21 protein-coding genes and 1 pseudogene are annotated in these 25,366 nt (G+C 60.4%); 13 read left to right on the top strand and 9 right to left on the bottom strand.

Features of this window, described 5'->3' with window-relative positions:
* Positions 1–147 precede the first annotated feature (147 nt).
* The 5 genes from BS629_RS31525 (at position 148) to BS629_RS31500 (ending at position 4,932) form a co-directional block, all read left to right on the top strand.
* A complete protein-coding gene (locus tag BS629_RS31525) occupies positions 148–384 on the top strand; it encodes a hypothetical protein (protein WP_077988734.1) in 237 nt (78 codons plus the stop codon).
* Positions 385–539: 155 nt separating this feature from the next.
* Positions 540–1,532: a dsDNA nuclease domain-containing protein gene (locus BS629_RS31515; RefSeq protein WP_077988732.1), complete on the top strand. Its 993-nt coding sequence runs from the start codon at positions 540–542 to the stop codon at positions 1,530–1,532.
* A 98-nt stretch (positions 1,533–1,630) separates the two neighbouring features.
* The gene (locus tag BS629_RS31510) at positions 1,631–2,776 is read left to right on the top strand and encodes a COG3904 family protein (protein WP_077988731.1); all 1,146 of its coding nucleotides are present in this window, start codon (positions 1,631–1,633) and stop codon (positions 2,774–2,776) included.
* Entirely contained in the window at positions 2,769–4,085 is a 1,317-nt protein-coding gene (locus BS629_RS31505; RefSeq protein ID WP_077988730.1) for a COG3904 family protein, read from the top strand. Before BS629_RS31510 ends, BS629_RS31505 begins: the two co-directional genes overlap by 8 nt.
* 616 nt (positions 4,086–4,701) lie before the next feature.
* Complete coding sequence (locus BS629_RS31500; RefSeq protein ID WP_245315120.1) at positions 4,702–4,932, top strand: helix-turn-helix transcriptional regulator; 231 nt, start codon at positions 4,702–4,704, stop codon at positions 4,930–4,932.
* A gap of 11 nt (positions 4,933–4,943) precedes the next feature.
* Here the strand turns inward: BS629_RS31500 and BS629_RS31495 are convergent, their stop codons facing one another.
* Complete coding sequence (locus BS629_RS31495; RefSeq protein ID WP_158081468.1) at positions 4,944–6,791, bottom strand: AAA family ATPase; 1,848 nt, start codon at positions 6,789–6,791, stop codon at positions 4,944–4,946.
* A 64-nt stretch (positions 6,792–6,855) separates the two neighbouring features.
* Positions 6,856–7,200 carry a hypothetical protein gene (locus BS629_RS31490; RefSeq protein ID WP_108565362.1) on the bottom strand — a complete coding sequence of 115 codons (345 nt, stop codon included), beginning with the start codon at positions 7,198–7,200 and terminating at the stop codon, positions 6,856–6,858.
* Between the two features lie 420 nt (positions 7,201–7,620).
* On the opposite strand from BS629_RS31490, the gene BS629_RS31485 reads away from it, so the two are divergent.
* Positions 7,621–8,037 carry a hypothetical protein gene (locus BS629_RS31485; protein ID WP_077988726.1) on the top strand — a complete coding sequence of 139 codons (417 nt, stop codon included), beginning with the start codon at positions 7,621–7,623 and terminating at the stop codon, positions 8,035–8,037.
* A gap of 63 nt (positions 8,038–8,100) precedes the next feature.
* Here the strand turns inward: BS629_RS31485 and BS629_RS31480 are convergent, their stop codons facing one another.
* The 3 genes from BS629_RS31480 to BS629_RS31470 all read right to left on the bottom strand — a co-directional run bounded on the left by BS629_RS31480 (position 8,101) and on the right by BS629_RS31470 (position 11,201).
* Positions 8,101–8,760 (bottom strand): site-specific integrase, encoded by a 660-nt coding sequence (locus tag BS629_RS31480; RefSeq protein ID WP_077988725.1) that lies wholly within the window; start codon positions 8,758–8,760, stop codon positions 8,101–8,103.
* Positions 8,761–8,937: 177 nt separating this feature from the next.
* Positions 8,938–9,852, bottom strand: coding sequence for a hypothetical protein (locus tag BS629_RS31475; protein WP_077988724.1), 915 nt, complete (start codon positions 9,850–9,852; stop codon positions 8,938–8,940).
* Positions 9,846–11,201, bottom strand: coding sequence for a tyrosine-type recombinase/integrase (locus BS629_RS31470; RefSeq protein ID WP_143529709.1), 1,356 nt, complete (start codon positions 11,199–11,201; stop codon positions 9,846–9,848). The genes BS629_RS31475 and BS629_RS31470 overlap by 7 nt, the downstream gene beginning before the upstream one ends.
* 386 nt (positions 11,202–11,587) lie before the next feature.
* Here BS629_RS31470 and BS629_RS31465 point away from each other — a divergent pair.
* Positions 11,588–12,160 (top strand): annotated as a pseudogene (locus BS629_RS31465) (DEAD/DEAH box helicase family protein).
* A gap of 228 nt (positions 12,161–12,388) precedes the next feature.
* On the opposite strand, the gene BS629_RS31460 reads toward BS629_RS31465, so the two are convergent.
* The 4 genes from BS629_RS31460 to BS629_RS31445 all read right to left on the bottom strand — a co-directional run bounded on the left by BS629_RS31460 (position 12,389) and on the right by BS629_RS31445 (position 18,127).
* The gene (locus BS629_RS31460) at positions 12,389–14,431 is read right to left on the bottom strand and encodes a choice-of-anchor Q domain-containing protein (RefSeq protein ID WP_077988722.1); all 2,043 of its coding nucleotides are present in this window, start codon (positions 14,429–14,431) and stop codon (positions 12,389–12,391) included.
* Positions 14,432–14,810: 379 nt separating this feature from the next.
* A complete protein-coding gene (locus BS629_RS31455; protein WP_245268226.1) occupies positions 14,811–14,978 on the bottom strand; it encodes a hypothetical protein in 168 nt (55 codons plus the stop codon).
* A 243-nt stretch (positions 14,979–15,221) separates the two neighbouring features.
* Positions 15,222–15,635: a hypothetical protein gene (locus BS629_RS31450; RefSeq protein ID WP_018241858.1), complete on the bottom strand. Its 414-nt coding sequence runs from the start codon at positions 15,633–15,635 to the stop codon at positions 15,222–15,224.
* 50 nt (positions 15,636–15,685) lie between these two features.
* The gene (locus BS629_RS31445; RefSeq protein WP_018241859.1) at positions 15,686–18,127 is read right to left on the bottom strand and encodes an arylsulfatase; all 2,442 of its coding nucleotides are present in this window, start codon (positions 18,125–18,127) and stop codon (positions 15,686–15,688) included.
* 561 nt (positions 18,128–18,688) lie between these two features.
* Here BS629_RS31445 and BS629_RS31440 point away from each other — a divergent pair.
* The 6 genes from BS629_RS31440 to BS629_RS31415 all read left to right on the top strand — a co-directional run bounded on the left by BS629_RS31440 (position 18,689) and on the right by BS629_RS31415 (position 25,225).
* Entirely contained in the window at positions 18,689–20,491 is a 1,803-nt protein-coding gene (locus tag BS629_RS31440) for an adenylate cyclase (RefSeq protein WP_018241860.1), read from the top strand.
* Between the two features lie 219 nt (positions 20,492–20,710).
* Entirely contained in the window at positions 20,711–21,517 is an 807-nt protein-coding gene (locus BS629_RS31435) for a DUF2092 domain-containing protein (protein ID WP_018241861.1), read from the top strand.
* On the top strand, positions 21,514–21,726 hold the full coding sequence (locus tag BS629_RS31430) for a hypothetical protein (protein WP_018241862.1): 213 nt from the start codon (positions 21,514–21,516) through the stop codon (positions 21,724–21,726). The genes BS629_RS31435 and BS629_RS31430 overlap by 4 nt, the downstream gene beginning before the upstream one ends.
* A gap of 15 nt (positions 21,727–21,741) precedes the next feature.
* Complete coding sequence (locus BS629_RS31425) at positions 21,742–23,031, top strand: alpha/beta hydrolase (protein WP_018241863.1); 1,290 nt, start codon at positions 21,742–21,744, stop codon at positions 23,029–23,031.
* 138 nt (positions 23,032–23,169) lie between these two features.
* Entirely contained in the window at positions 23,170–23,952 is a 783-nt protein-coding gene (locus BS629_RS31420) for a hypothetical protein (RefSeq protein ID WP_018241864.1), read from the top strand.
* 295 nt (positions 23,953–24,247) lie between these two features.
* The gene (locus tag BS629_RS31415; protein ID WP_018241865.1) at positions 24,248–25,225 is read left to right on the top strand and encodes a formylglycine-generating enzyme family protein; all 978 of its coding nucleotides are present in this window, start codon (positions 24,248–24,250) and stop codon (positions 25,223–25,225) included.
* The last annotated feature ends 141 nt before the right edge of the window (positions 25,226–25,366 follow it).

Raw genomic sequence — 25,366 nt, 5'->3', positions numbered from 1 at the left:
GGCCGAGCGGTGTTGTCCTGTCCACGGGACAAGATACTCGCTGTGGCTGTCCTGCCCTTCCTGGGTCTGGGATCAGGCGACGCCGCTGTCGCGTAGGAAGCAGTCATAGCCACGCAGGCCCTGCCGCCTCCATGTCTGGGGTAACGCATGTCCAAGTGCATACAGGAAGACCACCTGCTGATGTCGAAGGCGGTCCGTGAATGGTATCGGCACTACGAAGTGGAGTGGGACGATCAAGCATCCTCGTTTTTGTGTGATGCCGCAATCGAACTCTACAACGAGGGATGCCGCTCGGTAGAGGAGATGGCGACCGTTCTGATCGGCACTTACGTCGGGCTGGCCGCCACGCGCGTAAACGCGCCATCTTCGGGCTCATTGCATTGACAGGCCAAATCAGATCGGGGTGACTCGACGAATTCGCAGTGCATGTGATCCGACCGCGTCTTCTTCCAGTCGTAGACATATTCCCCTTGATCGATTGCCGGGCAGCTCATTTCAGGCCGGCATTTGCGGCATTCGACTTCCAAGTAAACGTCTCAATGGCGCGCGTTCTCGAGCTTCACGAGCACGGTAAGGAATTCGTCGCGGTGTTCGATCACCATGACGATCTCGTGGTTCTTGTCGAGGAAGGCGAGGGTCCGGAACTTTCCTTCTATCAGATCAAGTCGAGCGGCGAACTGACCTGGACCGCCAAGAGGCTCGCGAGGCGGAGTCCCAAGGGCGAGCTTCCAAAATCCATCGTCGGCAAGGCTTATTACAACGTCGCCCAGTTCGGACCGGAAATCCGACGGGCGTCCATCTTGTCTAACCGGCCGTTGAGCGCCACGCTGGCGGCTGCCAAGAACGTCGGCCTCCATGACGGCGAGCTATCCGTCGCCGATCTTTGTTCCGCGGACCAGGAGGCGTTGATGAAGTCGCTGGAAGCGGACTTCACCGGCGCGTTCGACAAGTCCCACGCGCATCTACTGACGTTCGAGCGCGTCCCGTTCGACCTGGAAAGCTATCGAGCGACCGTGATCGGTAAAATCGTGACGATGCTGGAAAATCTCGACCCGGAATTCGCGGCGTGCTCGAGCCCTTTCTACGCCGCTCTGCTCGCCGCTGCGGGAGCTTGCACCGGCAACAAGACGAAGCCGGCTACGGTTGAAGAACTCAGTGCGCGCGTGGCCCTCAGCCGTGACGATATCAGCAAGATGATCGTGCGTATCCAAGCCAGGGCGAGAAACGTCGTCGGTTGGTGGTCGGTCGTCGAGGCGGATTTCGTCGCGGAGGGAAAGCGGTCGCTTCAAATCCAGCGGATCAAGAACAGGTGTTTGTCCTACCTTCGCCGCGTCGACGGCCTTGCGATCTTCGCGACACCGCTTCTCGTTCCCGACGTCTTCTTTCGCCGCCCCATATGCCGAATGACCGGGATGATTCCAAACACAGCAGTGATACCGGAACGCCGCTTGGCGAACGAGATGATCCAATTGTTGGTTCGATCAGTCCAAAAAATGGTGCACCATGTCGTCAACCGATTTTTTTGCCGATGAGCATCGTCGCCCATTTACCCTTATATACAACTAACCAAAAGCTGACTTGCGACCTGAAGTGGACTGTGCATTTGATCTCCTGAGTTGGGGTGTCTCAGATGTCGTTAAAGTTTCCGGTCGCTGCTGTAGCGATGTTCCTTGGGGCCGCGGTAGATCAAGCAAATGCTGGGCTGGAATATGCCGCTCATCACACAGACGCCGGGTGGGCTTTCGTCACCGTTAGCGGCGCGTTCGAGTACACCGACGATCTCGCACGCTTCAGGGAGATTGTCGCGCGCGAACGCCCGGCCGTCATAGGCTTTGATAGTCCCGGCGGCAATGTAGCCAAGGCTATTGAACTGGGCCGCCTCATCCGCTCGCTCGGGCTCTCGACAATTCAGGTGCGACAAGCGGAGTGCGCGTCGGCCTGTTCCCTCGCGTTCCTCGGAGGCGTCAGCCGTCTCGCCGAGCCGGGCTCTATCGGCGTTCACAAATCCTCTTTCAATGACACTCAGGGTATGGAGATCAACGACGCCGTCTCCGCCGTACAGGAGACGACTGCGGAGGTCATTGGCTACATTTCGGAGATGGGGGTCGATCCAGCGCTTCTCCAGCTCTCACTTTCTTACGACAGCAACGACATTCGTTACCTTTCAGGAAGCGAGATGGCGAAGTATCGGGTCACGACCGGCTCGCGGTCACCTGATCTGTCGACAAAGGCGGAACCTCGCGACATCGCGCGAGATGCCCCGGCACCACGCGGCGCCCAGGCGAAGGCCAATCCGTCGTTAGAGGTTCCTCTCGCGAGAGATGGCACTGTCCGGCATCCCAAGGGCAGGGCTCCGGTCAAGCTTTCCGCGGACGCCGATGCCAAGGCGATCGGCGATGCTGGAAACGGCGCATCCGTCGACATTCTCGATGTCCGCGGGGATTGGTACAAGGTTTCCGTCGTCGGGCTGATCGGCTTCATGCACTACTCATGGGTTCACGTCAGCCAGTTCGAAGAGGACTCCGGCGAGCAACGTTATGTTCAGGTAAAAAGCTTCAATTCGTTGCCAGACGCCCAGGAATTCGTGAAGGGGTCGCCTGTGCCATTGAACGTGCACCTAGCTGCCAATGGCTGGTTCGCCGTCACATTGCGCGACCTCTATACAGAGCAAGAGGCGAGGGATGTTTCCAATGCCCTGAAGAGCCATGGCTTGATCGCGAAGGACTCGATGGTCACCATCGGCAACACCTACGTTAGGAGAGTCTGTTGTGATTGATGGCTCACAGCCGCGCCCGACGAGCCTAATTGCAGATCTTCTCTCCATTCTCGTGATCGCCTTGGCGCTAGTGGGCGTCGATGCCCGGAATGCGGCCGCTGCGATCACGTATGAGCAGCTATCTCTCAACGATGGCGGACGGCTCCTGGTCATCAGGGGCGATTTCGAACCCTCCGACGATCCGATGAAACTCGTCGCCGTGTACTCACAGTATCAGCCGACCGTCATTAGTTTTGACTCCAATGGCGGAAGCGTCGTGGCTGCGATCAAAATCGGACGAGCGATCCGTGCGTTGTCGGCAAACACCGTTCAGATCCGATCGACGCAGTGCGCCTCGGCATGCGCCCTCGCATTTCTTGGCGGCGTGAAGCGCTCGGCCGAAGCTGGTTCGATCGGCGTCCATCAGGCTTCCTTCTCGGACGACGCAGCACTCGACAACAAGACCGCGGTCGCCACGGTGCAGACGATGACCGGCGAGATCATCGGCTATCTGTCCGACATGGGAGTGAGCCCGAACCTGCTCAGGCTCAGCCTGTCGATCGAAAGCTCGGACATGCGGTACCTGACGACGGCCGAGATGCGCGACTGGAACATCATCACGTCCAACGATGCTGTCACGGCACAGACAGCCCCATCCTTTCAGCAAGCCGATAATCCAGTCTCCAGCCCGAACCCAAAGGCCGAGGCCACGGCGACTGCGCCCCGCACATCTAGCGACAATGCGCTTGAGTTTATTCGGCGATACCATGAGGCGTGGTCACGCGATAATGCGACGGCGCTTGCCTTCATGCACAAAGCATATGAGGACCAGGTGACCTTCTACGGCAAGGTAGTCGACCGCGACGCCGTCATGAAGGACAAGGCGACGTTCGCGCAGCGATGGCCGGAGCGCATCTATAGCGTCAAGCCCGGATCCGAGGCGGCGGTATGTGCGGAGAAATGTGACGTATCCGGCGTCGTCGAGTGGTTCGCAAGAAGCCGTGAAAGAGGCAAGACCTCCTCCGGGATGGCTGAGTTTACGCTCGTCTGGAATCCTGCAACGAGCCAGATCGAATCCGAAAACAGTAAGGTGCTTGCGACGGACAGAGGCGCCCAGGCGCCGGACCGGATCATTAGCCAGTGGCATGTGGAGAACGGCGAATGCCGCGGCAGCACCAATCCCGACAGTCCTGAGACGCAGTCGGCGTGTGCGCGGCGGGAAGAAATTGGTGCCATGCTCGACACGTTCGGCTGGTGTTATGGTCACAAGAACGACTACGGGTACCAGATGAAATGGCACCTTTGCGATGCGGCGTCTAGCCGGCCGTAAACATCGGCGACGCGACAGCTCAAAGCGGATTAAGCGGACCGATAGTTCTGCTGGCGTTGCGCCGGAGCGGCCGCATTTCCGATCTGATCCGCACCCACCATTCCGCCGGACGAATGCCCAGGCGTACTCGCAGATGGGGGAGCGGAGCGGGTCCTGCCATTGCTGCCAGAGGCGTGACAGCCTCGTGGTCAACGAGCCGTGGCGTGGCGCTGGGCGGGGCTCGCGCGACCATCTTGCCAAGCCTTCATGAATGCTCGGGGTCTAGCGCCTCCACCGTGATCGCTGGCCAATATCAAGGGCGGGGTGTAGAATGTCGGCGCGCACGGACGTGGGAGATCCGCTTTGAACGAGCCTCCTTTTGAGAAAGGCCTGCAGCACCCGACGAAGGCGCCGCCATCAGGGAACGAGAGCGCGGGCGAACCTCCGTCTGAACAACGCCCGGAGCACGGACATCCTCTGTCCCGCAAACGGGTGAACGAGGGACGACCGAGGGAGAAATTGAAGCGCCGACCACCCAAGTGAGAGCTCCGCGCAACGGCGCGAATCCTTTATCCTAATTGTTGACAATTCCCGCTATTTGTCGCCTGCTCCGGGTATGGATTCGACGTCGGAAATCATGAGCGCGCTCAGGGCGGCCCGCGCCCTGGCAGGACTTAGCCAGGACGAGCTGGCGGCCTTGGCGGGCGTCAGCCGTCAGATCATTGTTCGATTAGAGAAGGGCGAATCCAACGTCTTGGTCGACGCGATCGAAAAGGTGAGGGACGCCCTCGAGGGGCAAGGGGTGGTCTTCATCGACGGCAACGCCGGCCACGGGCCGGCAGTCGCCATGGTACGCCCAGATCGGTGAGACGGCCTGTCTCACCGCTTGAGAATGGTCGACGCACCCCGCCGGAAGAGCGTTGCGACCTCGTCGGCGGCGAGGGTCTCTTTCTCAAGCAAATTGTCCGTGAGCGATTTCAGGATCGTGACGTGCTGGGAGAGAAGAGCTTTCGCCCGGTCGAACTGCTTTCGCATAATACCGCCGATTTCGGATTGCATGGGACCGGGCAGGCGACGCGCCGTGTTCGCCTCGATCTTCGTTTCCTCGAGCGCGAACAGCAGACTTTCGCCCATTCCGTACGACGCCACGATCAGGGTCGCCAAACGGGTTGCGTATTCGATATCGCTGCCCTGTCTCCCCCCGGCACCGTTGGAGTGCGCCCCCAGTACCAGCTCTTCGGCCGCTGCGCCCGCGAGGGCCCCGCAGATCGAATTTTCCAAGGATTCGCGAGTATGCACTTCGGGGTCGGGGTGGAAGAATCGTGCGTGGCCAAGCCGCTCGGTCGACGCGGTAGGCCTGTAGTTCCTCCGCACAGATAGAGCGACCTTCATGTCCGACCAGAGCAGCAGCGTGACGACGGCGTGGCCCGCTTCGTGTATCGATACCCTCGCGACGGTTTCGTCCGATAGCGTTCGCAGTGCAGGAAGCGCATCGATGACGTCGGCTAATTTGATCGGTCGCTCCTTGGCTCGGGCATGACGCTTCGCGTCTCGCGCCAATCGTTCCAGATCGGCGGGCGTCCATCCGTCCAGATCGGCGGCCAACGAGCGCAGCCCGTCCGAGATGCAGGCAAATCCTAGATGAAAGCGGAGGATGTCGGCGCGCTCGTCCGCATCCGGCAGATCGAGTCGCACGTGACGTTCGATGCGTCCACTTCGAAGGAGCGCCGGGTCTATCGCCTCCGGGAAATTGGTCGCCGCGACCACGACGATCTTGTCTCGTCCCTCGACGCCGTCGATACATTCCAGCAGGTAGTTGACGACTTGTGTCGAGTAGACTCCGTGTTCCCCCCTGAACCTGGTCCGGTCACCGATCGAGTCCAGCTCGTCCAGGAACAAGATCGAGGGCTGCCGAGAGCGGGCTTCTTCGAAGGTCGCTTTCATCGCGGCAAGGAGATCGCCGAGATGGCCGGCCGACTGCCATTTTGACACCGACGCCGTGACCAGCGGAAGGCCGCAGGACCGCGCAAGCGCCGTGGCGAAGAAGGTCTTTCCTGTTCCAGGAGGGCCATAGATCAGAAGACCGCGATCGACGTCCTGCCACCCGATCTCGCCGGAGCGTTCTTTTGCCAGGTCCTCGGTCAATGAACGCGCCCAAGGTTTCAAGGACGCGTAGCCGGGGATGTCATCTAGGGAAGGGCCCCCAACGGAAATTCCCCCAGATCGCTTTCTCAGCGCAGCGGCGTCGTGGATTCCCAACCGATGTTTCGTGAGAGCACGTGCCAGGACATGGAAGTCGCAATCCGCCAAGGCGGCGGCTGCCTGCTCGTTGATCGGTTTGCGCCGCAGAAGCGCTCGTGCCGCATGAATGACTCGTGCATCCGGCCGTTCGAGAGTGAGCGTGGCGTCTGCCGTTGCGGCCAGCTCCGACGGCACCACGTCAAGGTGACGAGCAAGAATCAGGACGACGTTGCAGTTTGCAAGTTCCTCGGTGAGCCGGCCGTCGTCTCTGTTCTTATGAGACTCGATGGCATGCACGACGGCGCGGCCTTCGACGTAGGTCCGGCCTTTCAGAGCGCGTCCGTCGAGCAGCAGCTCCGCGGCCCTTCTATGCACGCCAAAAGTCTTCAGGTCGGGGGCCAGCAAGATCACCGTCGACGGATAGCCCTTCATCAGGTGAAACTGGGATCGCAGTGTTCGGCAGATGCATGAATAGGCCAGAAACATTGCCGGGCCCTTGCTCAGGGTTTCGACTAGATGCCCGCGACGCGAAAGGCGGCCTAGACGTCGATCACGGCTCATCGGGAAAGCTCCAGGCAGCCAGGGTGTCGTTTGCGATAGGGAGCGGCGATCCGAGGCGATACCATCGAGAGGTGGCGAGCGCGCACCCGCCCGAAAGCGACAACAGCTCGATCGGGGCCGTGAAGCGCCATTCGCCCGAGGCCTTTGGATCGGAGTGCCCAGGATAGTGGATGTGGCCGACGAGCGTCGGCAGCATCAGCTTGTCGACAAACCAATCCTCCACGATCGGCACTTCCGTTTCGTCGAGGATCGGCAGCGCCCTGGACATGACGATCGTTCGCAGGTCGACCGACAGCGATCGCAAGGCGCGAGCGCGGGCCGTTATGGACCGCAAGGAAGAATTCCTGTCAGGTTCGCCGTATCGTAGAATTGCCATCGTATTCCCGCTCCAATTGAGAATCATGAGCGCTATGCTCATATGGTGAGCGCCATGTTCATTCGAGGGGCTGTTGTCAACAATCCAAGGAGAAGGATCCGAATGGGCCGGCGGATCTAGCGGAGCGGAGCGAGAAGGATCACTCCACCTAAGCAATCGATCGCCGGTGCTGCGCCTCGTCGTCACCGACGAAACTTCGCGCTGCTGGGAAGTGCCGTAGAAGCGCGCTTCATACGTGGCTCCCAGCCAAGGCAGTTCCAATCGACGGCCTGACCTAGCAGCGCAGGCGGACGATTTCTTCCCGGACACGATGTTAACGCGACTGAAACCTGAAGCTAGGATTCATGCTTATCCCACCACGCCACACAGGGTCCGAAATTGTCGTCGCCGCAGCCGCTTGCCGGATACCGGGTCATCATACAACACAAGCCAGAGACGGCCGCCCAGCTCCGCCCGCTCTTCGTCGTGCTAGGGGCGACCGTCGTGTTAACAGAGCGCGCAAACGCTACGATCGTCGAACTGGAGCGGAGCGGTGCCCGGTTCCTCATCCTGGATTCGCACGACGCCGACGGCGACCTCAACGACAGCGTCGCGTTGCGCGCATTCCAGATAAGCGTCGGCATCTGTTACAGCAGACCGCTCCCGAAGCATGGTCTGCTGACGCTCGTCGATTGGATCGATATCGCCAAGCCGGCATCGGCCGTAATCGATCGCGCGCCCATCTACAGGCGGACAAGATACCGTTCCCCGATCGAAGGACTTCGGGATGGACCGCCTTTCCGATCCCATTCGTAGAGTCGGGAGCCTGTGCGCGAAGGCAGCGCCGCGAGATGCGGATGAAGACGATGTCGAGGCCCATCACGTCACGTCTCCTCCGACCATGGCCATGACGGCCGTCTCCCATGCTTGGAGACCGTCGCGACGGACCGGGATTTTGCAACAGAACTCCGACAGCCTTCGAGATCTATCGTTCGTTTGTCCCAGCACCAGTTCGGCGAAGTCGCGGCCCCTGTCGTAGTTCAACCAGGATCTTACCGTGAAACGCAGGGCGCGGATTCCCCAGGGCGCTATGGTGCGTCCCGCGAAGTTTCGCCGGCAGATGTCGTCCATCGTCTCGGCGAGCGAAGAGCGGGCCCTGGCCAGCGCGGCGGCCGAGATCGCGCCGCCTCGGCCAGGCCGAAACAACCGCTCGTCCTGTCGCGCGCGATCACGGCATACGTTCCGTAGCAGGCGCTCGGCTTCTGCAGTGAGCGGCATGGCCAAGGGATAGGGCCAGCCGGGGAGGTTCCAGATCCGCTCCGAGAAGTCGACGTCGGTGCACCGCGCGCCGGTGGCGCAGATGGGGCGAACGCCAGTCAACAGCAGAATCTTGAAAAGAGTCCCGAAATGATCGGGCGTCTCCCCACACGCCGCCCAGAAACAGGCGACTTCATGCTCGGCGAAGCTCCTCGGGCCGGGCGCCGCCGACCTCCTGGCCGGGTCCGACAAGCCCAGTCCGTCGCAACGTTCGGTGATCATGGTGTTTCCTCCTGTTTGAGCCCGTCCTCGAAGGGCATGGGCCTGGTGATCGATTGGCAGCGATGCATGATCGGTCGCCTGTCGTGAGCGGAACCGGCACGGCATCTTGCTCGCCACGGCGCACGCTCGACCGCGCGTCGAACATGACGTGCCGAAGCCGGTCTGACGCCCGCGAGGTCAGTCTGGCGACGCCCCGGCGTCCGGCTCGAGAAATCGTGACGCCGTGGCCTCGATCTCGTCGATGATGTTTTCAATGCGGCGCTGGAGCGGCGCCTTCGGCGTTTCCGTCCATTCCAGTCTCAGGTCGTGCTTGATTGTCGGCGAGTAGGCGATCAGCCTTAGGAGGCCGGTTCCGACGTGCATGCGACGTCGTAACGTATGACCGGCGCGTTCCACCGGACCGAGCATCGCGTATTCGTCCTCCGACACGAACCGTCCACGTCCGACGTAGTGCATCTGCCTGTCGATGCATGTCTCGACGATCGCCAGGCCGACCGGGAAGCCTCCGACGTTGACCACGGTCGGGCGCAGCGGCGACCAAGTCCGGTTGCGCGCGTTGTAGGTGCGTCCCGCGCCTGATTGCCGTCGCTCCACATCGACGCGGACGAACACCTCGCTCGGGGAGGCGATCCCGACCCGCAGGCCCCGTGCCGCGAGAGCCAGGAACAGTTCGCCGGCGAAGTTCACGCATTTGGGAAGGCCGGAGCGCGTCGTCGTCAGGTCGACGAGCCACCGATCGCGTGGCCTCAGATAGGTTCCGCCGTCGTCGACGTCGGCGGCGGCGAAGAAGCAGGCCGCGCGGTCGAGGAGGGTGGCGACGTCGGCTTCCGACACGCCCGACCGGAACGCATGGCGATGGGCCCGCCTCCTGCCCTTTTGCCAGCCCGCCGGCGTGCCCGGCGGCGCCGGGGGAAGCGGCGTCGGCGCGTCGCGATCCGCCGGCGGCTTCAGCCAGTGGCCCTGAGGGGGGCGGGGGACGGCGAGGGTGCGGCAGACCTTGTTCAGGTAGCTGTCGGAGACCGCCAGTCCGCGGGCCAGTTTCGTCGACGGCGCCGTCCAGACCAGGTGATGGAGCTCCTCGCGCGTCAGCATCGGCGGCGCCCGCCGGAGCGCCGGGCGCCGGTCTTCGGCCCGTCCGGATCGATATCGGCATCCCAGCGTTCGAGGGCCTCCCTTCGTTCCGGCAGATACTCGTAGAGATTGTAAGTCTTGTTCAGCCCTACCTTGGCGTGCCCGAGAAGCGCTTCCGAATGCTCGTGGAGTACCTTGAGCTTCGGAAGGTTGGTTCGTACCGTGCGGCGGGTGTCCTCGAGCTGCCACGGTGGCATCATGGCGCCCGGATCGACCTTGCGCATTTCCTCGAGCACCACCTTCCTGAACTCGGCCACCGGGTGGCTGAAGTCCGAGATGGGAGTCTGACCGTTGTCGTTGCTGAACAGACAGTCTCCATGTCCTTCCGGCAGCTCGTCCAGCACTGCCTGGATGACGGCGACCGTCGACTGGGTCAACGGCACGGCGTGAGGGCGGTCCTGCTTGTACCTTTCCTTGGGAATCGTCCACAGCCGGTTGACGATGTCGAGCTCCGACCGGCGCATGCCGGCCACCTCGTTCTCTCTCTGGGCCGTCTTCATCATCAGTACATAGACGGGACCATAGGGATATGGCGTCGCAACGGCGGCTCTCATGAAGGCCGCGCGCTCCGGCTCGCTGAGGAAGCGTTCTCGGTCGCGCCGCCCGATCCCGAGGAGCCTGGCGCTGACGTTGGCCATCGGATTGAGCGGGCCGAGATAGTAGCGCCGTCTGTTCTCGGCGTAGATCCAGTTGAAGAAGGTCGACATGAGTTTCAGCAGATTGAAGGCCGAGGTCCGGGCGGGCCTGTCCCGAACCGCCATCACGATCTTTTTGATGACGTCGTCGTCGATCTCGGCCATGGGGACGTCGACGAACGGATTGAGCTCGGGATCGAGCAGCTCGCGCTCCAACGTCTTGATCTGATCCGGCGCCGACTTGTTCTTCTCACGCGTCGGCATGTACGCGCAATACTCCTGGACGGCTCTGCCGAATGTCGCCTCGGCCCGTGTCGCGGCCTCCAGAAGCAGCCGGACGTCCTCCGCGCGCGGATCGAGGCCCGCCTTGATCCAGGCGTTCCAGCGACGGGCCTTCTCCCTGGCCTGCTCCAACGTCAGCCGTGTTAGCGGCCCCGGCTTCGCATCCGCCGACGCCGACCCGTCACCACCGGGCGTCGTCTCGGCATAGACGCCGAGCTTGAGCCGGGTGGGGTCGCGCTTCCCCTCCACGCGCACCGCCAGGACGAAGACGATGTCGCGTGCGCCGACCCGAAGCCACAGGCGGTCGCATCCGGGGTCGGCCACTTCATAACGCTCACCCTTCCGCCGCGGCAGCGCATCAATTTTTTCCGTCGTCATTGCTCGCTTGGACAAGGACTCCTCCTCTTCAAACTGGGCGACGGACTGGTCAACGCCCGCTTGAAAATCGCGCAACCGTCTGCGCCGAAAGCGGAATCAATGCTCCGCAATTCTGAATAAGTCAACAAAATCAGCGACTTGGAAACGTAGTGAAACCATCGGAAACGATCCGCCCGCCTGCCAGCGACCTTCTAAGCAGGTTGTCGCAGGTTCGATTCCTGCAGGGGTCGCCATTTTTCAAGTGTCCATCCATGCAGCATGCCTTTCGCCAAACAGGTAGAGCGGCTTCCGTAAAACGAAGCTTCTGGGCCGTGGACCGTCTATCCGATTGGAACATGCATTTACGGCCATGTCTTCGGGCGATATGATTATCAACGAAAACTATGTAGGTGTCGCGAAAGATGGGTGTCCGCATCGTGCTCATAGGCTTCCCGGGCGTTGGGAAGTTGACCATCGCGAAAGAGTTGAGCGCCATGGTTTCGGCAAAAATTGTCGACAACCACTGGGTCAACAACCCGATTCTGCGTCTGCTGGATGAGGATGGAACGGCCCCGCTTCCAAAGGGAATATGGGAGTTTACAGGTCCAGTTCGACAAACCGTCCTTGATGCAATCACCGCTTACGCGCCGTCCGCCAATTTCATTTTCACGCATGCCGGCTTGGAGGGTGACGAGCGGAGCCTTCGTACCTTTCAACAGATCGCCGGTGCTGCCGAAGGCTGCGACGCCGTTTTGGTGCCGGTGCGATTGCTGTGATGAAGAGGAGCTGGCTCGCCGGGTTTCGAACCCCGAGCGACGCCAAAGGTTGAAATCCACGGATGTGCAGCCTCGAGGGATCGCAGTCGGAGGGCGGGGGTTTTCGATCCACTCCACCCAAACACATTAGTGCTCGACGTCACCTCCGCATCACCGGGAAAAACGGCCATCGCGATCCGAGAGCATATTCTAAAGGTCCTTGGCGACCTGTCAGCCTGAAATTCGTCGGAGTTGATTCTATTCGCGCTACGATCGTCGATACGCCTGATGGCGGGAGGTGAGGCGTTCTGACGAGTTATCGGTTTACGCAAAGCCGGCCCGAAAGGCCGGCTGACGCCTGTCGAAAAATCGCAGCGCGCGGATGGGGCTCCCTCATCCGCGCGCCGAAGTAGCCGACTTTTGCGGCCAGCGTGTTGTGGCGATCGGACGACCGCCACAACGCTATCGTTACAGGAGAAAATCGCCTGCCCCCAGGTGGACGAGGCCCTTCAGCTGAACCTCGAAGTCATGAATGCCGTCGCCGTTCATGTCGGCCTGGATAACGGTAAGATCGCTCGCGGATCCGGCGTTGTCGTCGTAGTGCCAAGCGAGCGCGCCAGCCTTGTGATCGAACAAGGCATTCTCCTGTGCCTGGAAATGGAAGGTACCATTGCCCGCCGCAGAGCCATTCGCATCGATCGCCGAGATGTCGATCTTATCCACGCCGTGCTGGAAGTCGGTGATGACGTCGCGGTTCAAGCCGGACCCGGTTTCCGTCGGTGCCTTCAAGATAAACGAATCCTCACCGATGCCACCGGTCATAATGTCCTTTCCGGCACCACCAATGAGGACATCATTGCCGGCGCCGCCGTCCAGCTTGTCCGCGCCAGCCCCGCCAGTGAGAACGTTGCCGCCGCCGTTGCCGCCGGTCAGTACGTCGTTGTAGCTTGAGCCGGTCAAGTTTTCGATGCCGGCGATCTTGTCACCGGTCGCCTGGCCGCCCGATGCGGCCTTAGTCGCCAGGTCGACGTTGACCGCGTCGGAGCCCGCATAGCTGGCCGTGTCATTGCCAGTACCGCCGTCGAGCACGTCCGCGCCGGCGCCGCCCTTCAACACGTCACTACCGCCGAGACCCTTGAAGGTTTCGTTGCCGCCGTTGGACTGGCCGGTGTGTGGCAGGATGTCGTCACCGTTGGTGCCGATGAATTCCTTTGTCGGCGCCGTTGGCGTTGTCGGTTGCGTCGGCGTGGTCGGCGTTGTCGGTTCCGTGGGCGTGGTTGGGGTTGTCGGTTGCGTCGGCGTGGTTGGTGTTCCCGATACCGGGCTGGAGCCCGATTCGTAGGCACCCATATCGACAGTTCCAACGACGCGAGCGTGGTCGTCCAGATCGGCCGAGCTGACGCCGTACTTGGCGGTTCCGCCGTCGATCGCTGCCGATCCCGAGCCGAGGTGGAAGTTGTCGCTCGCTGCTCCCGCGAAATGCGGGTCGATGCCGAGCTTGTTGCCGTTCGCCGTGCTCGGCATCGCGTTGCCCCCGTCGGTCTTGACCGATGCCTGGCCGGCCGTGCCGTTGTAGGTGATGTTGTTGGCCCAGACGACGTTGTTGTTGGCGCCGCCGATAGACGTGTTATCGATCGCAGTGTTGTTCTTGTTCACCGATGGGTCCGCTACAGCAATGTTGTTGACCCAGGTATTGTTGTTCGACGCCGAGTTGCTGAGCTCGCCGCGCCAGGTGCCGTCGTTCAGCGGGTCCTGATTGTTGTGGTATGCTGTGTTGTTCTGCACCGTGACGGAGTCGCTCCAGGTAACCTGGATGCCTTTGCCGCCGTTTTCGTAGACGAGGTTGTTGTCGACCAGGGTCTTGAACGTGTAGTTCGGATGACCGCTCGTCTGCGTGCTCTGGAAATCGTCGATGATGATGCCGTTGCCATCGGTGTGCGCACCCGACTTCGTGACGTTGTCATGCGAGATGTTGTTTTGTACGATATTCCGGTAGCCGTCCGTCGAAGTATCGCCGGTGATGTTCCGGTTCTGGTAGATCGAGATGCCCGAGAACCAGCCCGTCGATGCGTTATTGTAGGTCTCGTTCCCTTCGATTTTGATGAAGTCCGACTGGTTGAACTGGATGCCGGACTCGCCGCTGCCGTGGACCTTGTTGTTGAGAACTGAGACGTGGTGGACGTTGTTCGCTTCGATGCCGTCGCCTTTGGCGCCGCCGATGTCAAAGCCGTCGATTGTCACGTAGTTGCCGTTGACACTGATCGCGTTCCACGAGCCCGCGGGCGGCCGGATCAGCGCCCCGCCAGGCACTTCCGAGCGCAGCGTGATGTCGCCTGCCGCCGAGCCGTCCTTGTCGATGTTGATGCTCTCGTTGTAGGTCCCTGCTTTCACCACGACCTCGTCGCCGGGCCTAAGGTTCGCCGACATCGCCTCGCTGATCGTGCGGAAGGGAGAAGTGGTACTGCCGTTACCGCTGTCGCTGCCAGTCGTCGCTACATAGTATGTCGTCATGGTCTTGTTCCTCAACCTTAGCGTTGTCTTTGCCGGTTACTATTTTTAGTTAATCAGGCGTTACGGCGGCGGGTTATAGGGCGACATTCTGGAAGGCGCAACAGCAACGCGACAGTAAGTGCTTGAGAAACATAGCCATATTGCTGCCACATTATCCCGATCACTCCGAAGTTACATTTTGAAATATTTGCGGAAATTCGAGTCGCCCAAATTACGGCAGTATAAAGGTCCCGCATGCCGAGAATTATTCTTTCTGCAACTACAGCGAAACGCATCCATTGAAAACATTAGAAAAATCCAGGGGGGCGTGACTGGATTCCTCTCGCCTAAGGCGGAATCGACATTTTTTGTGATTTTCGCAATTTTGGGCAGCGTCGCCTTACCAATTCGTACTGATCGAGATGGTAATGGGGGCATGACCGTAGCTGATTCGACCAAACCCATTGCGCAGCATTTCAAGCGCCACCGCCGCGAATATGCCTCGGTACCCATCGCTCATACCCTTGCCCTCGAGCAGCCGGGCGACAAATCGAAGACGTTCCTCCATGACCGAAGTCTCTCTCCACGGCATGAGAAACACGAAAGCAGTCATCGTCTCGCTACCGCCTCACATCATCTCTGAGTATGACAAATGACGATGCAGACGAGCGACTTCTCGGATATCGCGCAATGACCGCAGCGGGTGCAATCTGGCCAATTGCGTTGCGGGAAAAAGGCTGCTTTGCAACGACACGGTAAAGGTTGCCAGCAGATTGCGGCAGGTGAACATGAGGATATCGATGACAGCCAGCTAACGGTCTGCGATGCGCGGTGACGCCAATCCGCACGCCACGCACCAGACGGCCAGCCCGACGTGCCCCACGACAACTGGCCAAAACGCGATGCCGGAAATGCCGTGACGGAGCCAGGAAAATGCCAGGATTGCGGTGACGGCAACATTATAGAGAAGCATTGCCGATACCAGTCCTCTGGCGGCCTTGCCTCCCGCTTCGTGCCGCCCAAGCCAGCAGGCGACGGCCAAGGCGAGCACTGCCGCACCAGCGACACGGGCGACGGTCATGTCGACAGGGGTATCTGGCGCTGCCCCGAGCAGCACTTCAATCAGAAGAGCCGGTACCAGCAGCAACGCCAGGCCCGTGGCTGCTTCAACCACGCCCGTCACCGAAAGCAGGAGCTTGGAATTCGCTCGCATGGTTTCAGGCATGTCGGCTCCTTGAACATCTCGGCGCTTGCGTCGGAGACCCTCGTTCGCTTCTACTGGTCGAGTTTGAAAGTCAGCTCGTTGATCTTGCCGGTGAACTTGAACGGAGCGTCGTACCGATACTCGACCAAGGCGACCCCGGTGCGCGTATCCTGCCCGACATCGAAGCTTTCATCCTCCGGAAAGGTGACCGGGATCGTGTGTTCGACCGAGTTCGTCGCCACGTCCTTGCCGTCCACCGACAGCACGCCTGTGCCGCCTTTTCCCAGGCCTGGACCATCGGACTTGAACGCGAAGACGATCTCGTGTTTGCCGGGTTCCAGTTCAGGCCCTTCCCACATGGTGCGCTTCAGGTCGAGAAGGTTGTAGAGAAACACGACCCTGCCTCGCCCGACGCCGAAGTCGCCCTTGCTGAGGAACAAGCCGTAGCCGCCGAACCGGCCGCCCTCGGTGACGATCATGCCCTCCGCGCCGCCTTCGGGTATCTCGACCTCGGCCGTGATCGTATAGGACTTGTTCAAGACGCTCGGCGCTGCACTGGGCGGCACGCCGCTGAGTTCTCCCGAGTAGGCAAACTCGGTTCGTCCGGCAGTCAGGTTCGGGCGCGGCGTGTTCCAGCGGGAAAGCGTCGAATTGTCCAATGGCAGGACGTTGTACTTCTTCGCCTCGGAATAGAAGAGATCCTGCATCTGCTTGAGCTTGTCCGGCATCTTGGCGGCAAGGTCGTTGAACTGGGTCGGATCATCGTTGACGTTGTAGAGTTCCCAGTTGTAGCCGCTGATGACGTCGGGAGGCGTCGCAGTGCTCAACTCCCATGGACGGGTCGCCGGCGTCGTCGCAGCCACCCAGCCATTGTCGTAGATGGCGCGGTTGCCGAGCATCTCGAAATATTGCGTCGTGTGCCGGGTGGCAGCGTCGACATTTGCCTTATCCCATGTGTACATCATGCTGACCCCTTCGATGGGGCGTTGCTCGATGCCGTTGATTGTCTGAGGCGTCGGGATGCCGGTCGCTTCGAGGATCGTGGGCACGATGTCGATGACGTGGTGGAACTGGCGACGGATGCCGCCGACGTCATCGATATGGCCAGGCCAGGACATCGCCACACCTTGAGAGGTTCCGCCAAAGTGCGACGGCACCTGCTTCACCCACTTGAAAGGCGTGTCCATCGCCCATGCCCAGGCCGCGGCGAAATGCGGGAAGGTTCGTTCCGATCCCCAGAACGGATACCAAAGCAATTGGTCCTTCACCGGCACGGGGATTCCGTTGAAGGTGGTGAACTCGTTCGGCGTGCCGTTCAGCATGCCTTCAGCGCTCGCGCCATTGTCGCCGCCGATATAGATGATCAGCGTATTGTCGAGTTCGCCGAGATCGTCGACGGCCTGAATGACCCGGCCGATTTCATTGTCGGCATAGGCGAGATAAGCGCCATAGATATCTGCCTGCTTGATAAAGAGTTTCTTCTCTTCCAGGCCTAAGCTATCCCATTCCGGCAGTTCCCTCGGCCACGGCGTCAGTTGCGCGTTCTCGGGCATGATACCGAGCCGCTTCTGGTTGGCGAAGATCGTCTCGCGCAGCTTGTTCCATCCTTCGTCGAAGAGGTGCATGTCGCTGATCTTCTTGACCCATTCCGGTGTGGGGTGATGCGGTGCATGGGTGGCGCCCGGGACGTAATAGACAAGCCAAGGTTTCTCGGGGGCAATCTCCTTCAATTGCTTCACGTAGTGGATGGCCTCGTCGGCCATCGCCGTTTCCAGGTTCCAGGTCGGATTTCCTTCGAAGGGATAGATCGCAGTCGTATTGCGGTAGAGGTTGGGCTGCCATTGGCTGGCGTCACCGCCGACAAAACCGTAGAAATATTCAAAGCCCATACCCGTTGGCCATTGATTGAACGGCCCTGCCTGGCTCGATTGATAGGAAGGCGTGTTGTGGTTCTTGCCGAACCACGATGTCGCGTAGCCATTCTCCCTGAGGATCGTGCCGATGGTGCCTTTCTCGATCGGGATGATGGAATCATAACCCGGATAGCCCGTCGCAATTTCGCCGACGACCCCGGCGCCGACCGAATGGTGGTTTCGCCCCGTAATCAAAGCAGCCCGTGTCGGCGAACAAAGTGACGTCGAATGGAAATTGGTGAAGCGCAACCCCTGGTTTGCAATGCGGTCCATTGCAGGGGTGGGAATGACGCCGCCAAAGGTGCTGGGTGCACCGAATCCCTGGTCGTCCGTCATGATCAGCAATACGTTCGGCGCACCCTTTGGCGGCACGACGCGCGGCGCCCACCAAGGTTGAGACTCCGAGGCTTTCTCCTTGATGACGCCGCCGAAATTCGGTGGGGGAGGCGGAAGTTGCTTGCCGTCGAGGGTGATCGTCGCTCCGGGCGCTCCCGTGACCGCCTGCGCGAATGCCGCAGGACAGCCCAACCCGGTCAAAGCTGTGAAACCCAGCGCGGCAAGCGCGCCGCGAGAAAAGTGCAACGCATTTCGACGGCACATGGAATTTCTCCTCCTGGATAACGTCGCGGCGCGGACCGGTATGGTGGCTGCCAATGGTGGGCACGACGGCTTCGCGCCCATCGCGACGGGGGCGGACGTCCGCGATGATCGCTCACCGCGATCCACAATCAACGTATGTTACCGTAACAACGGCAGTAACTACGCGGCAGCGCCTTCACCCTGATGCGGCAGCCGATGCCGCACGATCATTCCGACCGCCGAAGCAAGTGCGAGGCAACTGAGGACAATTGCGGACGATCGTCGATGCGCTCATGCGGCAAGTCTGCGGCTATTGACGACGCCATCCCGATTTTGCCGTGTCACCGTCATACCTCCCCCTTGATGAGCGGCGGGTGGGATGTCGACCGCCGATTGCATCCTGGCCAGGGCACTGCAAAAAGCAACATATCTAACGGTAACACACGGTAAGCCCGCATCTGCCGTGCAGGCAACGCCAAGGCGCGTCCACGACATCTCCGTGGACGCGGATGACTTTGTGAAGTAGATTACACTAATAAAATTTCTGGTAGTGGCGCCCTCAAGAGCGGTGAGGAGCATGGCATGCAGAATGCGATGGCAGCCGATGCTGCACGACCTTCCACGCGACCGCCTCCCGGACCTGATGATATTCGCAGGCAGCTTGAGCGCATCATCGCGAATCCGGAGTTTCCCCACACTGGCCGTAGCGCCGATTTCCTGCGGTACATCACAGAGGAGACGCTGGCAGGCAACGCCAAGCGCATCAAGGGCTATTCCGTTGCGGTGGAGGTGTTCAAGCGCTCCCAAGGCTTCTCGCAGGACGACCCGGTCGTGCGGATCGGGGCGGGACGGCTGCGGCAAAGCTTGGAGCGCTACTATCTTGTAGCCGGACAGGATGATCCTGTTCGAATGGACATTCCGAAAGGGGGGTATGTTCCAACGTTCGTCTGGAGCAGCCCTGGAGACACCAAGTCTTCCGTTGGCGCATCTGCGCCCGCAGATGGACCAGTCGGTATTGGCAGGTTTCAAGGGTATGGAAGGTGGCTTGTCGCCAGTCTGTTGATTCCAGCTCTGATATCGACCTTCCTGTATCAGATGCAAAGCGGATCACCGTCTTTCGCCCGCAATCCTACGGCGATGCCGGAAATGCATACGGCAAGTCTGGTCGTTGCCCCGTTTGCGAATCTTGGTGAGGATCCTAAGGCGGAGATTTTTTCGGCCGGCCTGACCGAGGAGCTTCTCACAGCCTTGCCACGCTTCAAGGAGATCAAGGTCTTCGGCCGTGAGACGTCCAGATCGTTGTCGCCCGAAGTCGATGCTTCTCGCGTCCGGAACGCACTCGGTGCCGGCTATCTGTTGATGGGAGGAGTGCGTATTTCGGGGGACAAGATGCGGGTTACCGCGCGGCTGCTTGATACGGACAACGGCGAAATCCTGTGGTCGCAGATCTATGACGAGAACATGGGTTCGGGCGATCTGTTCGCGATCCAGGCAGACGTCGCAAACAGGGTGGCGACGGCCATTGCTCAACCCTATGGAGTTATCGCGCAGGAAGATGTCGCCAATCAACCTCCCGACGATCTCGGCGCCTATGCCTGCACTTTAAGCTTCTACACCTATCGAACCGAGTTGAGTCCGGAACGGCATCGGCAGGTCAGGGATTGCCTTGAAAGTGCGGTCGCTCGCTATCCGTCGTTCGCGACCGCATGGGCGATGCTGTCGATCGTCTACCTCGACGAAGATCGGTTCGACTTCAATGCGCGGCGGGGATCGTCCATTCCAATCGAGCGTAGCCTCGTCGCCGCGCGGCGCGCAATCCAGCTTGATCCCGGCAGCACGCGCGCGCATCAGGCGTTGATGATGGCACTGTTCTTCAATCAGCAGCTGGATGAGGCTTTACGCGTTGGCGAACTGGCGCTCGCAACCAACCCGAACGACACGGAACTGCTTGGAGAGTTCGGGACACGCGTGGCGATGGGCGGGGATTGGGCTCGCGGGGCAGCACTTCTTGAGCGGGCCATCGTTCTCAATCCGGGTGGCGGCGGTTACTATCACGGGACACGAGCGCTTGCTGCGTTCATGCTGAACGACGGCAAGACGGCGGTCGCGGAAATCAGACAGGCCGATTTGCAGAAATTCCCGCTATTCCACCTCGTTGCCGCGGTTATCTATGCCGAGAATGGATTTGAGGCTGAGGCACGGCGCGAAGGCGCAAAGTTCGTTGAAATGCGCCCGGACTTCCTGCCCAACTTAGCGGCGGAACTTCAGTCCCGAAACGTCCGCCCCGTGGATCAGGAGCGGTTTAGCGCCGCAATCCGAAAGGCGGGACTGGCCATAAGCAGTCGAACCGCAACCACCGTTTCGGCCGTCGGGTCAGGTCTTTGATCCCACAACCCTCAGGCGTTGTCCGTATCTGCTTTACGGTGCGTGTACTACAGAGCATACCCGATGTTACGAGCGCCGAGCTCGTCTTTGCCGCACAATAGCTGATGCAACAGGACAAAGGGGCGGGGCGAATGAGGCGGTCATCCTTGGATCGCGATCTCCATCCTCTCCCGACACGTTTGACTTCGCTCGCCACCAAGACGCAAGGAGCACAGGTCGATGGTAAAACTCTCCTGCAAGCATTGCCTGACGGCAAACTGGCGATCGTCCGTAGCGCTTGCGCTGGCCGTCACGTTGATCTCACCTTTGGCCGCCCGTGCCGAAGAGCCCGATGCCAGGAAGCTCGTCAAGGCGATGTCCGACTATCTCTCGGCCCAGAAGGCGATTTCATTCGCCTACGACACCAATTTTGAGATTGTCACCACCGAGCACCAGAAATTACTGCTCGCAAGTTCCGGAAAGGTGGAGATGGGCCGACCCGACAAGCTCCGCGTTACTCGCACCGGTGGCTTTGCCGATGTCGAGATGACCTTTGATGGCAAGACGGCGACGGTCCTTGGAAAACATCTCAATCTTTATACTCAGGCTGATCTGCCCGGCACGATCGATCATCTCGTCGATGAAATGCGGGATAAACTTCACCGCCCGGTTCCCGGCGCCGATCTCCTGCTGCCCAATGTCTACGACGAACTGATGCGCGACGTTGTTGACGTCAAGGATCTCGGAAGCGGCGTGATTGGCGGCGTTGAATGCGATCATCTTGCATTCCGAACCAAGGAACTCGACTGGCAGTTATGGATCGCGCAAGGCGAAAAACCATATCCTTGTCGATACGTGATCACCGCCACGCAGGTCGATCTGGGACCGCAATACAGCATCCAGATCAGCGACTGGAAAACAGGCACCGATGTCGTTGCCGAAGACTACAGTTTCAAGAACACCACGGATGCAAAGAAAGTCGAGCTGGAAAAGCTCGTGGACATTGATGAGCTTCCGGATCGCTTCGCCAAGGGAGACAGCAAATGACCTCGTTGCAAAAAATCAAAATCCTGTTGCTGACCATCGTTGTGGCCATGTCCGGTCTTGAACTCGGCGAGCGGCTGGCGGTCCCCGGAATGACGGGAATCTTTACGCCGGCCGAGGCGCGTGTCGGGCGGCCCCTCACGCCCGTCAGCGTGGCAGGTGTTGCACGACGCACCGTCAGGCGATGCGCGGTCGGTGTCTATTACTGCTGAAAGCAAAGGGCACCTATGGGGATCAACGAATTGCCTACCAACCTCCTGGTGATTCTCTGCATTTCGCTCATTTTTCTTTCTGGTTGCGGTGGCCATCCCAAAGGGGTCCTTACGCCGATCGCCGATACCTCTTCACCTGGTTTGAGCCGGGTGAACCTCCTTGTCGCAACGACCAGGAGCCGCTCGACCGTTCCCGGCGAGATGTTCTCGGGCGAACGTGCGCTGAAGCCCACCTTTGCGGAAATGACTATCTCCATCCCACCTGACAGTGCCCGCAAGGTGGGAAGTGTCGCATGGCCAAGAAGGTTGCCTCCGAATCCTTCCAGGGATTTCGCGACGCTGAAGGCCAAGGAGATAGATATCGACGCCGCAAAATCCTGGCTCAGCGCCAGCGTGCGCAAGACACCGGATGGAAGCGTCCTGGTGTTCATCCACGGTTTCAACACGCGATTCGAAGATTCCGTTTACCGCTTTGCCCAGATCGTCCATGATTCCCGCGTCCACAGCGCGCCCATTCTCGTCACATGGCCATCGCGCGGCAGCCTGCTTGCCTATGGCTATGACCGGGAAAGTACGAACTACACCCGCAATGCGCTTGAAACGCTGTTTCAGTACCTGGCCCGCGACAAAGAGGTGAAGGAGGTTTCCATCCTCGCCCATTCGATGGGGAACTGGCTGACACTGGAGTCACTGCGTCAGATGGCCATTCGCAACGGCAGGCTGCCGGCGAAGTTCAGGAACGTCATTCTCGCCGCACCCGACGTCGATGTCGACGTGTTCAGCCAGCAGATCGTGGATATGGGCAAGCAGCACCCGCAGTTCACACTGTTCGTATCACGAGACGACCGGGCGCTTGCCGTCTCGCGCCGCGTTTGGGGAGATGTGTCGCGCCTCGGCGCGATCGATCCGGAGCAATCGCCCTACAAGGAAGAACTGGAGATCAACAAGATCAGCGTGATCGATCTCACCAAGGTCAAGCAGGGCGACCGTCTCCACCACACGAAGTTTGCAGAATCTCCCGAGATCGTTCGGCTGATCGGTTCCAGGATTTCCGACGGGCAGACGCTGAGCGAAGACAAGGTGGGGCTGGGTGACCACATACTCGATGCGACGATCGGAACGGCCGCGGCAGCAGGTCACGCCGCCGGTCTGATCCTCACCGCCCCGGTCGCGGTCGTCGATCAGAATACAAGAGAGAATTATGGGGACAGGGCAAACGCGCTGATAGGTGGCGACAAGCGTGCCCGCACGGCGGCAACGGCCTGTGCCGCGGGACATTCGACGCAGGAATGCCAAAAGCAGTGATTGCTACCGACGGCACACAATTTATGCGCGCTTGTGTAATGGAAATTTATTTATAATTTTATTAGTTATCTGGAATATTTTGTTTTGGGGGAACTGTCAGGCGGGATTCGCACTCGCTTGCTGATTGAGGGATAGGACATGAAAGCCATCTATATCGCCACCGTCTGCGCCGCGCTTGCAATTGCATCACCTGTGAGGACGGCCGACATCACGCCGCTGACGCCCGATGCAAAGCAGGTGGAAAGCTCAAGCGGGTGGACCTTCACGGTCGCCCCCTATTTCTGGGCGGCCGGTATCTCCGGCGATACCGCACAGTTCGGATTGCCCGAGGTCCACATGGACGCCGACTTCAGCGACCTGTTGTCAAATCTCGACTTTGCCTTCATGGCGGCAGGCGAGGCGCGTTACGACCGCTTCAGCATTTTCGGCGATGTCATCTATACCAAACTCGGGGCGGATGCGAGCACGCCTGCCGGCATCCTGGCCGACAGTGTCGACGTCACCTCGAAGACGTTTGCCGGCCTGCTCGGTGTCGGCTACTCGGTGCTGGAGAGTCCGTCCGGCCACCTTGATATCGTCGGGGGCATCAGGGTCTGGTCGGTCGACACGACCATCGGATTCAACGGTGGGCTGCTCGACGGCGTGGAGGGCGACGATGGTGATACCTGGGTCGATGGCATCGCGGGTTTCCGGGGCAATTACTTCTTTACGCCGGAAATCTACATGACCGGATGGGGACTGGTCGGGGCAGGCGGCGCGGATATCGACTGGGACGTCGCCTTGGCCCTCGGCTACAAATTCAACGAGACGGTGTCCGCGGTCGCGGGGTACCGGGCATTGGGGGTTAACTACAGCAACGACGGGTTCGTCTTCGACGCCGTGCAGCAAGGGCCGATCGTTGGGCTCGCTATCCATTTCTAGCGGGTGGACTTGGATGGTCGCGATGGGTCGACAAGCGACTCTCGCACTATTCGAACAGACCGTCAGGTGAATTGTGATGCCGCGGTTCCCGCGGCACCATCAGTTCAAAGCCAGTCGGAGTTTGTCAACGAACGGCAATAGCTTGTCATCCGTCCTAAAGCGTCGATGAGGTCGGTCATTGAAGGGCGACCGTTACGGGAGCGGCTTCCTTGATGGCCAAATAGGGATGCAGATATGGTTGAGCTGAGCGGGTACCCGCCGCGCGATGCTCGGCGGTCATACCATGGAGGCGGCAATGGCCTTGGCATTCGGAGCAGAACACGTGCCCGACGATCTGGTGTGGATCGAGGGCCGTACGTTCACCATGGGATCGAACGACCACTATCCGGAGGAGGCGCCGGCCCACCCGGTGAAGGTCGACGGCTTCTGGATAGAGCGGACACCGGTCACGAACCGCAAGTTCATGGAATTCGTAAAGGCGACCGGACACGTGACCGTCGCCGAGACGGTGCCCGATCCGAAGGACTATCCCGGCGCGCTGCCGGAGATGCTGAGGGCGGGATCGCTGGTGTTCACCCGGCCGAAGTCGGTGAATGGTCCCGATATCTCGCAGTGGTGGACGTTCAAGTTCGGCGCGACCTGGCGGCGGCCTCTCGGCGGCCTGAGCGATCTTCGCGGCAAGCTCGATCATCCCGTCGTCCACGTCGCGTGGTCCGACGCCAAGGCATACGCCGACTGGGCTGGCCTCGACCTGCCGACCGAGGCGGAGTGGGAGCTCGCAGCGCGCGGCGGTTCGGACGACACGGAATATGCATGGGGCGACGAATTCATGCCGGACGGCGTCGCCATGGCCAACACCTGGCAAGGCATCTTCCCCACGACGACGACAAAGCCGAAAGGCCATGAGCGCACCTCACCCGTCGGCTGGTTTCCAGCGAATGGCTACGGCCTCCACGACATGATTGGAAACGTCTGGGAGTGGACGTCCGACTACTGGTCGACACGCCATCCGGAGCCTGCCAGCCATTCGTGCTGCATTCCAAGCAACCCGCGCGGCGGCGATGCCGAGGCGAGCTTCGACCCCCGCCAGCCCGAGATACGCATCCATCGGCGCGTGCTGAAGGGCGGATCGCATCTCTGCGCTCCGAACTACTGCCGTCGTTATCGCCCGGCGGCTCGTCACGCCGAGCCGGAGGACACCTCCACCAGCCATGTCGGGTTCCGTTGCATCAAGAGAAAACCCGCGACCGGAGAAGCTAAGACCGCACCTTGATTTCAGAACGATACCCGTCGGACATGACATCTCCAGCGCTTGCCCTTTCGCGCTGGGGCGAGTTCAGCCTGCGGTATGGGCAGCTAATCACAATAGGTGGGATGTCGTTTCGCCCGATGGGTTGTAATTTGGCCGTCAATC

The sequence above is a fragment of the Rhizobium leguminosarum bv. viciae USDA 2370 genome (assembly GCF_002008365.1).
Taxonomy (GTDB): Bacteria; Pseudomonadota; Alphaproteobacteria; order Rhizobiales; family Rhizobiaceae; genus Rhizobium; species Rhizobium leguminosarum.
Note: the sequence above shows the minus strand (reverse complement) of the source record. Positions and strands in the feature narration are given on the sequence as shown.